This is a genomic window from Paenibacillus sp. MABNR03 (genome assembly GCF_050455445.1).
GTDB classification, from domain to species: Bacteria; Bacillota; Bacilli; order Paenibacillales; family Paenibacillaceae; genus Paenibacillus; species Paenibacillus xylanilyticus.
The window spans coordinates 1,129,737-1,144,201 of sequence record NZ_JBCIYR010000002.1; the positions used below are offsets into that span (position 1 = coordinate 1,129,737).

At 46.8% G+C, this 14,465-nt stretch carries 13 protein-coding genes; 9 read left to right on the plus strand and 4 right to left on the minus strand.

The window, feature by feature from the left end; all coding sequences use genetic code 11:
- Positions 1-11: 11 nt before the first annotated feature.
- The 5 genes from AAIH57_RS13970 to AAIH57_RS13990 all read left to right on the plus strand — a co-directional run bounded on the left by AAIH57_RS13970 (position 12) and on the right by AAIH57_RS13990 (position 6,079).
- Positions 12-1,199: a PLP-dependent transferase gene (locus AAIH57_RS13970; RefSeq protein WP_175399530.1), complete on the plus strand. Its 1,188-nt coding sequence runs from the start codon at positions 12-14 to the stop codon at positions 1,197-1,199.
- The gene (locus tag AAIH57_RS13975; protein ID WP_175399531.1) at positions 1,192-2,379 is read left to right on the plus strand and encodes a trans-sulfuration enzyme family protein; all 1,188 of its coding nucleotides are present in this window, start codon (positions 1,192-1,194) and stop codon (positions 2,377-2,379) included. Before AAIH57_RS13970 ends, AAIH57_RS13975 begins: the two co-directional genes overlap by 8 nt.
- Positions 2,380-2,750: 371 nt before the next feature.
- Positions 2,751-3,890 carry a cyclic dehypoxanthinyl futalosine synthase gene (mqnC, locus tag AAIH57_RS13980; protein ID WP_175399532.1) on the plus strand — a complete coding sequence of 380 codons (1,140 nt, stop codon included), beginning with the start codon at positions 2,751-2,753 and terminating at the stop codon, positions 3,888-3,890.
- Positions 3,891-4,103: 213 nt separating this feature from the next.
- Entirely contained in the window at positions 4,104-5,066 is a 963-nt protein-coding gene (locus AAIH57_RS13985; protein ID WP_430022012.1) for an aldo/keto reductase, read from the plus strand.
- The gene (locus AAIH57_RS13990) at positions 5,066-6,079 is read left to right on the plus strand and encodes a zinc-binding alcohol dehydrogenase family protein (RefSeq protein WP_430022014.1); all 1,014 of its coding nucleotides are present in this window, start codon (positions 5,066-5,068) and stop codon (positions 6,077-6,079) included. Before AAIH57_RS13985 ends, AAIH57_RS13990 begins: the two co-directional genes overlap by 1 nt.
- A 123-nt stretch (positions 6,080-6,202) precedes the next feature.
- On the opposite strand, the gene AAIH57_RS13995 is transcribed toward AAIH57_RS13990, so the two are convergent.
- The 4 genes from AAIH57_RS13995 to AAIH57_RS14010 all read right to left on the minus strand — a co-directional run bounded on the left by AAIH57_RS13995 (position 6,203) and on the right by AAIH57_RS14010 (position 9,666).
- Positions 6,203-7,108, minus strand: a complete 906-nt coding sequence (locus tag AAIH57_RS13995) for a YitT family protein (RefSeq protein WP_175399535.1) — start codon at positions 7,106-7,108, stop codon at positions 6,203-6,205.
- Positions 7,109-7,220: 112 nt separating this feature from the next.
- Positions 7,221-8,459 (minus strand): cation:proton antiporter, encoded by a 1,239-nt coding sequence (locus AAIH57_RS14000; protein WP_175399536.1) that lies wholly within the window; start codon positions 8,457-8,459, stop codon positions 7,221-7,223.
- A 4-nt stretch (positions 8,460-8,463) separates the two neighbouring features.
- Complete coding sequence (locus tag AAIH57_RS14005; protein WP_175399537.1) at positions 8,464-8,958, minus strand: cation:proton antiporter regulatory subunit; 495 nt, start codon at positions 8,956-8,958, stop codon at positions 8,464-8,466.
- 303 nt (positions 8,959-9,261) lie between these two features.
- Positions 9,262-9,666: a hypothetical protein gene (locus tag AAIH57_RS14010; RefSeq protein ID WP_175399538.1), complete on the minus strand. Its 405-nt coding sequence runs from the start codon at positions 9,664-9,666 to the stop codon at positions 9,262-9,264.
- A gap of 172 nt (positions 9,667-9,838) precedes the next feature.
- On the opposite strand from AAIH57_RS14010, the gene AAIH57_RS14015 reads away from it, so the two are divergent.
- The 4 genes from AAIH57_RS14015 (at position 9,839) to AAIH57_RS14030 (ending at position 14,447) form a co-directional block, all read left to right on the plus strand.
- Positions 9,839-10,792, plus strand: a complete 954-nt coding sequence (locus tag AAIH57_RS14015) for a putative sporulation protein YtxC (protein ID WP_175399539.1) — start codon at positions 9,839-9,841, stop codon at positions 10,790-10,792.
- Positions 10,793-11,234: 442 nt separating this feature from the next.
- A complete protein-coding gene (gene thrS / locus AAIH57_RS14020) occupies positions 11,235-13,172 on the plus strand; it encodes a threonine--tRNA ligase (RefSeq protein ID WP_175399540.1) in 1,938 nt (645 codons plus the stop codon).
- 157 nt (positions 13,173-13,329) lie between these two features.
- Entirely contained in the window at positions 13,330-14,115 is a 786-nt protein-coding gene (locus AAIH57_RS14025) for a 3D domain-containing protein (RefSeq protein ID WP_430022015.1), read from the plus strand.
- A gap of 113 nt (positions 14,116-14,228) precedes the next feature.
- Entirely contained in the window at positions 14,229-14,447 is a 219-nt protein-coding gene (locus tag AAIH57_RS14030; RefSeq protein ID WP_430022016.1) for a hypothetical protein, read from the plus strand.
- Positions 14,448-14,465 lie beyond the last annotated feature (18 nt).

Here is a 14,465-nt window from a genome sequence, read left to right on the forward strand (position 1 = left end):
AGGATGCTGCAATGGAAGACAATAAGTTGAAAATCGAGAGCCGCTTGGCTCAAATCGGGTCCGTTAATGAACCGGTGACAGGTGCCGTGAATTTTCCAATCTATCAATCGACAGCGTTTCGTCATCCGAAGCTTGGACAGAGCACAGGTTTTGATTATATTCGTACAACTAATCCAACCCGTAAGGTGTTAGAAGAAGCAGCAGCTGCACTGGAATCTGGCGATGCTGGTTTTGCCTGTAGTTCGGGCATGGCAGCCCTGCAAACCATCTTTGCGATGTTTGGACAGGGAGATCATCTGATTGTATCGCTGGATCTGTATGGAGGAACGTATCGTTTGCTTGAGCGCATCCTGTCCCGTTTCGGCGTGACCGCAAGTTATGTGGACACCAATGATATAGCGGCAATGGAAAGTATTCGTCAGCCGAATACCAAGGCCGTATTTATCGAGACGCCAACCAACCCACTTATGATGATTACGGATATCGAGGCGGTCAGCGCTTGGGCGAAAAGCCATAACCTGCTGACCATCGTGGACAATACGCTGCTGACTCCATTTTTCCAACGTCCTATTGAGCTCGGAGCAGATATTATTATCCATAGCGCAACCAAATATCTGGGTGGACACAACGATGTGCTGGCTGGATTGATCATTACCAAGGGTGAAGAGTTGTCGGCCGAAATGGCATTCCTGCATAACTCCATTGGTGCAGTGTTATCTCCAAGCGATTCCTATCAGTTAATGAAAGGCATGAAGACTTTGGCGCTTCGGATGGAGCGTCATGAGTATAATTCACTCACCATTGCCAAATATCTGCTGGAACATCCAGCTGTGGGTGAAGTGTATCATCCGGGTTTGTCGGATCATCCAGGATATGAAGTACAGAAAAAACAGTCCAGAGGTAATACAGGCATATTCTCATTTAAAGTCAAGGATGCCCGTTATGTTGAACCATTGCTGCGACATATCAAGCTGATAGCTTTTGCCGAGAGTCTTGGCGGGGTTGAATCGTTGATGACGTATCCTGCGGTGCAGACGCATGCGGATATACCACTTGAGATACGTGATGCTGTGGGTGTCGATGATCGTTTGCTGCGGTTCTCCGTTGGTATTGAGCATGCAGACGACCTGATTGCAGATTTGGGCAACGCCCTGGAAGCTGCACAGCGCGAGGTTGAAGGAGGCGTACATCATGAGTGAGCAGAACAACAAGCCCAATTCCAATGATCATTCACCTGAATTGAAATTTGATACCAAGCTGCTGCATTTCGGTGACGAAGTAGATAAAACGACTGGTGCTTCCAGTGTGCCGATCTATCAGGCGTCCACTTTCCATCATTTTGACATCTTTAATCCACCGCAGCATGATTACAGCCGTTCAGGTAATCCTACACGACAGGCATTGGAAGATTACATCACCCTGCTTGAGGGCGGGGCCCGGGGATTCGCTTACTCTTCAGGTATGGCTGCGATCTCCAGTGTATTCCTTATGTTCTCGGCAGGAGACCACATGATTGTGACGGAAGATGTGTATGGGGGAACATATCGCCTGCTCACGTCGATCCTTAGCCGGATGCAAATTGAGACGACGTTTGTGGATATGACCAATATCGAAGAAGTGAAAGCGGCCATTAAACCGAATACGAAAGCTGTATATATGGAGACACCTTCAAACCCAACGCTCCGGATTACAGACATCGCTGCTGTCACATCCTGGGCACAGGAACATGAACTGATTACAATTCTTGATAACACATTCATGACGCCATATTATCAGCGCCCGATTGAGCTTGGCGTGGATATTGTCGTACATAGCGCAACCAAGTTTCTGGGCGGACACAGTGACGTGCTTGCAGGACTTGCGGTTGCCCGTACCGAATCGCTGGGAAGACAACTCAAGCAGCTTCAAAATGGGCTTGGTACCGTGCTCGGAGCTCAAGAATCCTGGCTTTTGATGCGCGGCATGAAGACACTTGGAGCCCGTATGGCACACAGTGAACAGAGCACAGCCAAGCTGGCGGCTTGGCTCAGCGGACGAAGTGATATTACGGCCGTATACTATCCGGGACTGCTGGATCATCCGGGCCGTGAGGCTCACGAGCGCCAGTCCACGGGATATGGGGCGGTTGTCTCATTTGATGTTGGCTCAGGTGATCGTGCCAAAGCAGTGCTGAATCGAGTCAAGCTTCCAATCGTTGCGGTCAGTCTCGGTGCGGTAGAGAGTATTCTGTCCTATCCTGCTATGATGTCGCATGCAGCCATGCCTGCTGAGGTTCGACGAGATCGCGGAATTACCGACGGATTGCTGCGTTTCTCTGTTGGCTTGGAAGATATTGACGATCTGATTGCTGATCTGGATCAAGCTCTCCAGGAATCATAATAGATACGTTCTGAATGAGTTACAAACACAGTTAAGTCTAAAAGAGCTGGAATTATAATAGAATGAATATGTAAATATTTTTACTTATTTTTAAAGCACCTGTTCATAAGGTGCTTTTTTTCACATGTAACCTGTGTTACGATAGACAGAGTACAGAAATGCGATGTTGCCACCAGAACTTGCAAGCCCTGCGTCTTTTGCATAAATCCAAAGAAACAGTCTTTTAATTACAAAGATATGGATCGAAACGGTCCAATTCGTCTAGATCTTGTACGCAAGCGTTTGGAATCGAATTATGCATCAGGCTGGCAAATATACAAGTCGGGACGGATCGTGAACATATTTCTCTTCATGAGGGAGGCTTTTTTACGATGAGTACGGTAGACCGTATCTTAGATAAAGCCCTTCGGGGCGAACGTTTAGACCTGGAAGACACGATTCAGCTGTTTGAATCGAACGAAGTCGACAAAATCGGGGCAGCTGCCAATGTTATTATGAAACGCATGCATCCTGAACCATACAGAACATTTGTCATCGGGCGTAACGTCAACTACACCAACGTGTGTGATGTGTACTGCCGTTTTTGTGCTTTCTATCGCAGACCTGGATCAGATGAAGGGTATGTATTACCAGATGAAGTGATCTTCCAGAAAATTCAGGAAACACAAGATGTGAACGGGACCGAGATTCTGATGCAGGGCGGAACAAACCCTAACCTTCCTTTCAGCTATTACACGGACCTGCTGAAAGCTATCAAGGAACGTTTTCCTGACATTACAATGCACTCCTTCTCGCCAGCTGAAATTATGAAAATGGTAGAAGTATCTGATGGCCTTACATTGGAAGAAGTGGTTCGTGCCATTCACGAAGCTGGACTGGACTCCTTGCCAGGTGGAGGCGCTGAAATTTTGGATGACCGTACACGCCGCAAAATCAGCCGTTTGAAGGGTTCATGGCGCGACTGGATGGACGTGATGCAAACCGCACACCGGATCGGAATGAACACAACAGCAACAATGGTCATCGGATTGGGTGAATCGATGGAAGAGCGTGCGCTGCATTTGCTTCGTGTGCGTGAGGCCCAGGACGAGTGTATTGCCAACAAGTATGACTCGGAAGGTTTCCTCGCATTCATTCCGTGGACGTTCCAACCGGATAATACGAATCTGAAACTGGAGCGCCAAACGCCGGAAGAGTATCTGAAGACGGTTGCGATCAGCCGACTTGTACTCGATAATATCAAGAACATTCAATCTTCATGGGTAACCATGGGGCCTGAGATTGGTAAAAAATCACTCGAATTTGGCTGCAATGATTTCGGCAGCACGATGATTGAAGAGAATGTGGTATCTGCTGCAGGTGCTACATACAAAGTCAACATTGGCTCAATCCTGCAACTTATTCGTGAGGCTGGTTATATTCCGGCACAGCGCAATACGAGATATGATATTTTGCGCATGTTTGATGAAGAAGAGAACTCTGTTCAACAAGATTTTGTCATGCAGAACTAATAAGTTTATATCCATATAGGTATTAGAATGAAAGACCACTGGTTGCTCGTATTATGGGGATCAGTGGTCTTTTTGTTGGTTACCTCTCCCTGAGAAGATCCGTCCCAGGTCATGAAAGAGTACATATTACACATTTGACGATATTTTATAATGATATTTAACTGATAAAATGAAAGAAACTCAGGTAACAGACATGCTGGGAAGGGGAAGCCAATGAAGAAAAGAATACTTGGAAAGACCGGTTTGGAAGTGCCTGTATTGAGCTATGGGGCGTCTTCCCTGGGTTCTGTATTTCGCGACATTGACCGTGAAGAAGGTATTCGTACGGTACATGCAGCACTGGATGCAGGAATGAATTATATAGACGTATCCCCTTATTATGGTCTGACAAAGGCTGAGGCGGTACTTGGAGAAGCAATCCGCAGCCAGCCGCGCAGTTCTTTTATTTTATCTACCAAGGCCGGACGTTATGGGGAGAATGAATTTGATTTTTCACGTAAGCGCATTCAGGAAAGTGTGCAGGAGAGTTTGAACCGATTGCATACCGATTATATTGATATTCTTTTCCTGCATGATATTGAGTTTGTACCGGCAGAGGTCATTCTTGAAGAAGCCTATCCAACTTTGCTGCGTTTGAAAGAGCAGGGCGTGATTCGTCATGCAGGGATCTGCGGACTGCCACTGCCCATGTTCGAGAAAGTGCTGCCGCAGATTGATGCAGATGCCATCATCTCGTATTGCCACTATGCATTGAATGATACATCATTACTGTCCTTGCTGCCCCTATTGGAAAAAGAGGGAATTGGCCTTGTGAATGCTTCACCTCTATCCATGGGCTTATTAAGCACGAGAGGCACGCCTGCCTGGCATCCTGCAGAGGAGCGCATCAAGCGAGCCTGTTTGAAAGCTGCACAATTCTGTGCAGAGCAAGGCGCGGATATCGCTAAGCTGGCTGTACAGTATGCAACGGCAAATGAACAAATTCCAACCACACTGGTCAGCAGTGCGAGTGAACTCAATATCCGCAATAATGCGGCATGGGTAGATGAACCGCTGGATGAAGAGATGCTGGCAGAAGTACTGCGCATTCTCGCACCAATTCACAACGAGACTTGGTCAAGTGGTCGTCCCGAGTATAACGAACAGCTGCAGAATGCATCGAAGGAGGAACAGTGATGAAGGCCATTGTGTGTGAAGATATCAATCGATTGGTATTAAAGGATATTGACGAGCCCGTTCGTAATGAAAATGAGGCTATTGTATCGATAAGACGGATTGGAATCTGCGGGACGGATTTGCACGCGTATAAGGGCAATCAGCCCTTTTTCACCTACCCACGAATTCTGGGGCATGAACTGGCAGGGATCATTGACGACATTGGCCCCAATACAGCTGGTTTTCAAGCTGGGGATCAGGTAAGCATTATTCCTTATTTACACTGTGGGCAATGTATTGCCTGTCGAAACGGTAAAACCAATTGCTGTGCATCCATGCAGGTCATGGGTGTACATGTGGATGGGGGGATGCGCGAGAAAATTAGTGTACCTGTCTCACATCTAATTAAGGCAGAAGGATTGACACTGGATGAAACGGCGATGGTTGAACCGCTGAGTATCGGTGCACATGCCGTCAGAAGAGCACGGCTGCAGCCTGGGGAACAAGTCGTTGTGATTGGCGCAGGACCGATCGGCCTTGGAGTAATGGCTTTTGCCAAACAGGCAGGGGCGCGAGTTATAGCCGTTGATCGGAACCGGGACCGGTTGGAACTAAGCCGAACCTGGGCAGGGGCGGATGTTCTAATTCAGGCCTCGGATCAGGCAGTGGAGCAGGTCGCCGAAGTGACGGAGGGAGATTACGCTACAGCCGTATTTGATGCAACGGGTAATGTAGAGTCGATGAATGATGCGATTCGATATGTAGCTCATGGGGGGCAATTGGTTTATGTAGGTTTGGTCAAAGCGGATATTACGTTTCATGATCCCGAATTTCACAAACGTGAGATGAGTATTCTGGGCAGCCGAAATGCTACGCGAACGGATTTTGAGCAGGTGATGTCAATCTTACAGCAGAAGAAGCTCAGCATGGATGGGTACATTACGCATCGGGAGCATTTCACTCGGCTGCCTTCCTCCATGGACAAGTGGTTGCTGCCAAATTCGCATGTGGTGAAAGCGATAGTTGAACTGTAATCATGGAGCACTAGAAATTGAAAAAACGTTGATAAAACAAAAAACTCTCTCTAAACCTGGAGTGGTAACATATCACAGGGCATAGAGAGAGTTTAGTTTATTTCAGGCCTTCTTCATTCATGGTTATTTCTCCGAATGAGTGACAATTCCCGCGTGGGGATCAATATGTCGCACAATGGATTTCAACCAGACCATTTCCAGAAAATGAACTTCATAGTACAATGCCCCTGGGATGTTCTGAACCCATCCTTCAGCAGGAACGGAAGAAGCCAGATCTGTAGATGGTGAGGGAGAACCGGGTTCACGGCGCAGACGTTTCCGGACTGCTTTTTCAACCTGTGAGCTTTGTGTAGTCAAAATGTACAGTTTGCGTGTGGACGAAAATCCACGGAATGCAATATATACCATTTCATAAGCAATGAGATAGGCAATGACAGAGTACATGGCTTGATCCCAGCCGAAGACAACACCAGCGGCTGTCAGAATCAGCAAGTTGAGCAGCATGATTATTTTTTCGATAAGCATCCGTTTCCCGCTAAATATTCGTTCAGGTGGCCGGGAAGACGGATCACCGATTTCCAGCGTATCCAGTGTCCCGCCATACCGCACCACCAGTCCGATTCCAACACCCAGACATAATCCGCCGAACATGGCGGCAGCCAGTGGATGTTCAACCAGCGGCGGCATGGGATGAAGCACGATGGCACCGATCGAAAAGACAACCAGACCCAGCACAGTAACGAGTACAAATTTCTTTTGCACAAGCCTGTAGGATAAAAATATAAAGGGAACATTGAACAAAAACAGGAACAATCCAATCCTCATCTCGGTCCAATGGGCGAACAGAGATGATATGCCTGTGATGCCTCCAATAATGATCTTATTAGGGTGCAAGAACAATTCAAGTCCCACGGAGGCCAGAATCCCGCCTACAATCACCAGTAAAAGATTCAATAAGCGACGAGTAGATGATATTCTGGTCTTGGCGGTTTGTGGCACCGGATTAGCCGATATCAGAGGTGCTTTCATATGTCATCCTCCTTTGTGCGGCTGGCGAGCCATTCTCCCTGGGTTAATCACAGAAAGATCGGCGAAGAGCCGCTGGTTACGATCACATGCCTATTCTGCACAGGCACGGGTGTTATCCTTCTTTCTGTAAAACCTTCGGTTCCTCTTTCTTTTTCCGAGGATCTTTGAACTTGAATATTTTATCCAATATTTTAAACACATGTTTGGACTCTTTCGTCAGCAGTGGTCCAAGAATGGCCAGAATCAGTACATATAGCGCGGCGAACGGCTGGAGAAGCGGTAAAAGTCCACCAGCTTTACCCATATTGGCCATGATTATCGAGAATTCACCACGGGATACAATGGTTAATCCTATATTGGCAGAAGCTTTTGGAGACAGTCCTGCACTGCGCCCGGCGAGCATGCCTGCCAGGAAGTTACCAAATAGAGTAATGACAACAGCAATCAATGCCAGCCATACGGCTTCGCCACCAAGGGACAGCGGATCAATGGACAATCCGAAGCTGAAGAAGAAGATGGCTCCGAAAAAGTCACGGAACGGCAGAATCAGATGTTCAATCCGTTTGGCATGTTCTGTCTCCGCAAGGACCAGACCAACCAGCAACGCACCAATCGCTTCAGCCACGTGAATGGTTTCAGAGAACCCGGCTACAAGGAACAATGCACCGAAAATCACAAGGGAAAACAGCTCGTTGGAGCGTATTTTAAGCAATTTATTGAGCAGTGGTGTCGCTTTGCGACCGAGAATGATAACAATGAGCATGAATCCAAGTGCAACAAGCGCGGATACGATGACACCTCCGATAGAGGATGAATCACTGAGTACCAATCCGGACAGGATGGAGATGTACACGGCGAGGAACACGTCTTCAAACATGATAATGCCGAGAATCATTTCCGTTTCCGGGTTGGCCGTACGTTTCAAATCAACTAGCACCTTGGCTACGATGGCGCTGGAGGATATGGTTGTGATCCCTGCAATAACAAGTGCTTCAGCAGGAGGGAAATCGGATGCAAATCCGAAAATCAATCCGAGTGTAAAGTTAATCGCGATATAGATCGAACCGCCGACGGCAATGGACTTACCCGATTTGATCAGACGACCAACCGAGAATTCAAGTCCCAGATAAAACAGCAGGAACAGGATTCCGATCCGGCCCATAAATTCGATAAAAGGCTGACTTTCAATAAAACGGAAGTCCAAATGCCATATTTTCATGGCATGTGGCCCAACGGCCATCCCGATCAGAATGTAAAACGGGACGACCGAAAAACGTAATTTGGCTGATAAGAGTCCAGCCGCTGCAATAAGCACGAGAGCCAGACCCACTTCAAAAATCAGATGATCCATCGACTCACCCCCTTCCGGTCAGGAGGAGGGATTTGAAGAGTTTCTGCTGGTTGCGTTCGCCAACGGCAACAACTGTTGATTCAGCAGTAATCACGACCTCAGGACCGGGGCTGATATGTTTTTTGTGGTTTTTCTCTACAACGGCAATAACCGTTGCCCCAGAGTTTTGACGTACATCCAATTCACCGATGGATTTGCCGATACTTCCGTAGGAGGATTCGACTTTGTACCATTCGATAATCAGATCGTCAAATGTAACTTCAATGTTCTCCAGCTGTTTTGGCTTATAAGTCAATCCGCCAACGATAGCGGCAATTTGTCTGGCTTCATAATCATCAAGCGTGATCATGGAGATGCTTTGATCGGGATCGTCGTATTCAAAATGGTACATTTCCCGACGTCCGTCATCATGAATAATGATCACAATTTTATCTCCGCTGCTCGTTTCCACCTGAAATTTTTTGCCGATTCCCGGCAAATCAGTTTCGCGTACATCCATGGTTAGTGTGCCTCCTTAAATTGAGGGCTGGCCACAGGAGACAGGCTTATTTCCCGAAAATAGAATGATCTGTATTTGAAAGGAACATTAAATGATGCGGGCAAACAGAGCCAGGTACTCCTGACACACAGCCGTTTACATTGAAATTTGAACAAAAGTGGACATAACAAATACAATATCGTTAATAAATAAAATCTGTCGTTATTTAACGTTTGCTGAAAGGGTTATGAGTTATGCACAAGCACACCGTCTATTTGGACAGAGGTGTCTCTATGCATGGCGACCAAACATACGGTGCAACGCCTAGCGAAGAGCGTTTACGTATCTCGGTGCAGTAGGGGCGAGGGACAAATACATACTGGTGAATTTAATGGGTAGCAGAAATAATCTGCGCTTAAACAGACAAATCAACGGTTTAAAGGGCAGACGCGGAGTAGGAATTCGCAGCATCAGCAACAAGGCAAGCACCAAAAATACAGGCTTGTTATTCGTCACTGCAATCAGCTTGACCATCACTTGTGAATATTTGCGGATGGCAGGTTTTTGCTGAGCCTCGGGTATTTGCAATAACACTTCCTTGTTGGAAGTGGCATCAATGGAAACACCAACAGCGGATTCTGTCTGCATCGGAATAGGGAAGCACAACGCTTGGAACAAACACAAAATGATGATTAAAGCACTGCGGAGCATTCTTGGTTGTTGTCTCATTTTGGCTTCCCCCCTTTTCCGTGAAACATACTGTTATCAAAATAATAACACATTTTTGTCGTAACTCCAAACCCCTTTACAAATATACTGAGAAATCATGACACGCTTTCCATCAATCCGCTTCGTATATCCCCATCCGCCTTGCCATATACTTTGAACAGGAAGGAAAGGAGTGATTCTTGTGGAGCTGTTCGCCGTATGGACCGATGTATCAGGGCAGGAGGAAGCAGATCAATTTTATCGTTGCATCAAAGAAAAAACCAAAGGTTTACATATAAGCAAAAGAGGTTTCAGGCTCACCTTCAAACATAATGATGGCAAAGCAGCCTGGGTATGCCGAGGGAATGAAAATCATGCTGAATTTCAACAGTGGCTGCCCCAAATCAGTGATTTGCTTGCCAAAGGACTGGCTGATTTTATTATGGATACCCGGGAGCGCTCCATTGTAGAAAACATGATTTCCAAAGCCTGTTCTGTCATGGACGAATATGAGGTGGAAAAGGTGAATCGGATCTGTATGCCCTTGCTTTTCAATGGCGATCTGGATCAGCCCGGACTTCGCGAAAAGCGCCGCTTAACGCTCGCGAATGGTCTCAGACATGATTTGGAGGAGGTTCATTTTTTTCATCTCGAGGGCATTCTCCACTTTCGGATGAAGCAATACAAGCAAGAGCTGCACGAACTGGTGGAATACGCTCTGGATGAGTTTTGGATGGATCGTCAATACGAAGAATTTATGGGATTGTTAAAATATTTCGTGTTCTTTCAGGAAGCTAAAGTTCCGCTTGTCCATCTGGTACACAAAGGTTCACATGAATTTCAGGTACTGGATGCGGGGCTGAATCCGCTCCCTGTGCAAAAAGATGAACAAGTCGTAGTGGAAATGCCGGGTCTTGAGCTTGAAATGGATATTGAAGACATGATTGTAAGCACACTGATATCGATATCTCCTGAAAAAGTAATGCTGCATACTCGCACACCGGATCTGCCGATTATATCTACGATTCGCCAGATCTTTGAGGACAAGGTGCAAATATGCCATCACTGTCCGGAATGTGAAGTGCTTCGTTCCGGTTTGCTGTCAGGCCTTGACGCAAGTGATCTCGGCAATTATAATAACTGTTGATCCATGAATTATGGAACGTATTTTATGGATAAGATATAACCAATAACCAACAAGCAAAAGCGTTGACAAAGACAAGGACCATACGCACGGTCGGTGCAGAGAGAGGAAACCAGGCTGAAATTTCCTCCAGATGCCACGTTTGGTTTACCCCTTTGTAGCTGCAGTTTTGAAAACGGAGGAATGTTACCTTAATAAGGTAGTGGTCCGTGAGTAAGGATATGCCGGGTCATGCCCGTTACCGTCATGCCAATGAGGGCTGTACGTTCACTATAGAATGAAGCAGCTGAATTAGGGTGGAACCACGAGTATACAACACTCGTCCCTTTGCCGGGACGGGTGTTTTTTGCGTTCCTTTGCAAACAAAGTGCAGGAATAGCAATAGATCATCAGTCCATTAACATGATGATGGACGTAGGTTACATTAACAGGAGGAATGAGACAAATGGCAGTTAACATTAAACTACCGGATGGTTCGGTACGTGAGTATGCCGATGGCAGCAGTATTGAGGACGTAGCAGCATCCATTAGCAGCGGATTGCGCAAAAACGCCGTAGCAGGCAAGCTGGATGGAATCGTAGTTGACTTGTCCACCAAACTTCACGAAGGAGCCTTGGTGGAGATCGTAACTTTGGATTCACCAGAAGGACTTGAAGTGATGCGTCATAGTACAGCTCACTTGATGGCTCAAGCAGTGAAACGTTTATATGGTAACAAAGAGGTACGCCTCGGCATTGGCCCGGTCATCGAAGATGGTTTCTACTATGATATGGACCTCGAACACCCGCTCAATCCTGAAGATCTGCAAAAGATTGAGAAGGAAATGGAACGTATTGTGAACGAGAACTTGCCAATTGTGCGTAAGGAAGTTAGCCGCGAGGACGCGATCAAAACGTTCGAAGAAGTGGGCGATCCTTACAAACTTGAGTTGATTCGTGACTTGCCAGAAGACAGCGTGATCACTATTTATGAGCAAGGTGAATTCTTCGACTTGTGTCGTGGTCCTCACGTACCATCGACTAGCAAAATCAAAGTGTTCAAACTGATGAACGTTGCGGGTGCTTACTGGCGTGGAGACAGCAAAAACAAAATGCTGCAGCGTATTTACGGTACAGCTTTTGTGAAAAAAGCTCAGTTGGATGAGCATTTGCACTTCCTCGAGGAAGCACGTAAACGGGATCACCGTAAGCTGGGTAAAGAACTTGAAATGTTCACATTCTCCCAACTGGTTGGACAAGGTCTGCCAATCTGGCTGCCAAACGGAGCCAAACTCCGTCGTACGTTGGAACGTTACATTGTGGATTTGGAAGAAAGCCTTGGATACCAGCACGTGTACACACCAGTTCTCGGTAATGTGGAATTGTACAAAACGTCTGGACACTGGGAGCACTATCAAGAAGACATGTTCCCGAAAATGGTTATGGATAACGAGGAACTCGTTCTCCGTCCAATGAACTGCCCGCACCATATGATGGTGTACAAGTCCAGTATGCACAGCTACCGTGACCTGCCGATTCGGATTGCCGAGCTTGGCATGATGCACCGGTACGAGATGTCTGGTGCTCTGACAGGTCTGCATCGTGTTCGTGCGATGACCTTGAACGACTCACACATTTTCTGTCGTCCGGATCAGATCAAGGAAGAATTCGCTCGTGTTATTGAATTGATCCAAACGGTTTACAAGGATTTTGGTATTCATGAATATCGTTTCCGTCTGTCTTACCGTGATCCGCAGGATACCGAGAAATATTTCCAGAACGATGAGATGTGGGAAATGTCCCAGCGCATGCTGCGTGAAGTTGTGGAAGAACTTAACTTACCTTTCTATGAAGCAGAAGGTGAGGCAGCGTTCTATGGTCCAAAACTCGACGTGCAGATCAAAACAGCACTGGGCAAGGAGGAAACGTTGTCCACAGTACAACTGGACTTCCTGCTGCCAGAACGCTTCGAACTGGAATACGTGGGAGATGACGGACAGAAACATCGTCCGGTCGTTATCCACCGCGGCGTAATCAGTACGATGGAACGTTTCACTGCATTCTTGCTGGAGAACTTTGCGGGCGCATTCCCGCTGTGGCTTTCCCCAGTTCAGGCAAAAGTCATTCCGGTATCCGGAAACTTCGACGATTACGCACGCGAAGTGGAAGCAAAACTGAAACGTGCTGGAATTTCGGCTGAAGCTGATCTGCGGAACGAGAAGCTCGGATATAAAATCCGTGAGGCACAGCTTGAGAAAATGCCTTATATGTTTGTCGTTGGTGAGAATGAACGCAGTGCTGAATCGGTATCCGTGCGTAAACGCGGAGAAGGAGATCTCGGCATGAAACCGGTAGACGAAATCGTAGCTCAATTGAAAGAAGAAATTAGCACACGCTTAGTATAAGTATACGTTTTGATTGAAGGCCGTCTGGAACATGGGTATTACACCATGTGCAGGCGGTTTTTCGCTGTCGCCCCTTTACTGAAAACACCTGTGATCGGCCATGTGTATAACAACTTTGGTTTTTGGAAAACCTTTGCAGTAAGGGGGAGGTTTTCAAATGAAAAAGCAGTACACAATGACAACAAAACTTTTACGGGTTCTGATCTCAAGTTGTGCCGTATCCATCGGATTAATCTTAACTTGGAATCAGGCAGGGGCGTATACATTCGAAGAGGAAAGCGCAGTGCTACATGTGGACAAACGGCAGAGCGTATTATCAACAACAGCGGAGCATATTGGAAATCAGCCAGAACGATCCATCCACGATTATGAATACAGTGATCAGGCACAGGTCACGACGATGGTCTATATGGCTTTATTGTGGTCACCACAGCCCATTGTCATTCCGAAGCCCGAGGTCCCGGGCAAGCAGGTGGTACTGGATCCTTCAATGCCTGTCATGGCACCACGTTCGGAACAGGTGCTGGGAACTCAGAAAGTGACAGCGACTGGTTATACGGCAGGTGTGGAGTCAACAGGAAAAGGACCAAAGCATCCTCAATATGGAATTACTTACTCAGGAGTGAAGGTGCGAAGAGACAAGGAGACGGTGTCAACCATTGCTGCCGATCCCAAATTGTTTCCTCTGGGTTCCATTCTCTACATTCCCGGATATGGTTACGGCATTGTTGCGGATACAGGTTCAGCCATTAAGGGCAATAAAATTGATCTTTATTTTCCGACAACGAAGCAAGTATATAAGGAATGGGGCAAAAAGGACGTCGAGGTACAGGTGATCAAACAGGGTGACGGAAAATGCACGGAAAAGATGCTGGATGAGTTGTCCGAAGCGATCGATGTATATAAATCTGTGCCGGATTCGTGGTTGGACAAGGCCGTTTAATTTGGCATGTTAAAGGATGAATAACTAAAGTGCTCTCTTCACATAATACTGACTGGGGACGAACCCCGCGCAGCAGCAGTGCAGCGTAAATATGAAGAGAGAGGTGATTCGTTGTGGCTAAAAGAACACAAGGACAAGGGTACCAAACGCCGAACGAGAAGTACAATGCTGAGTTTGGCCAAGAAACTGCGGCAAGCAAAGTGAAGCAATCCGAGCAAAATAAAGTACAAGAAAATTTCCAAACACCTGATGAAAAATACAATGCAGAGTTCGGTGTAGAAAACACTGGACAAACAGGCCAAAACGGCCGTGCAGGTAAATTCCAGAAATAAATAGAAGTATTCACCACC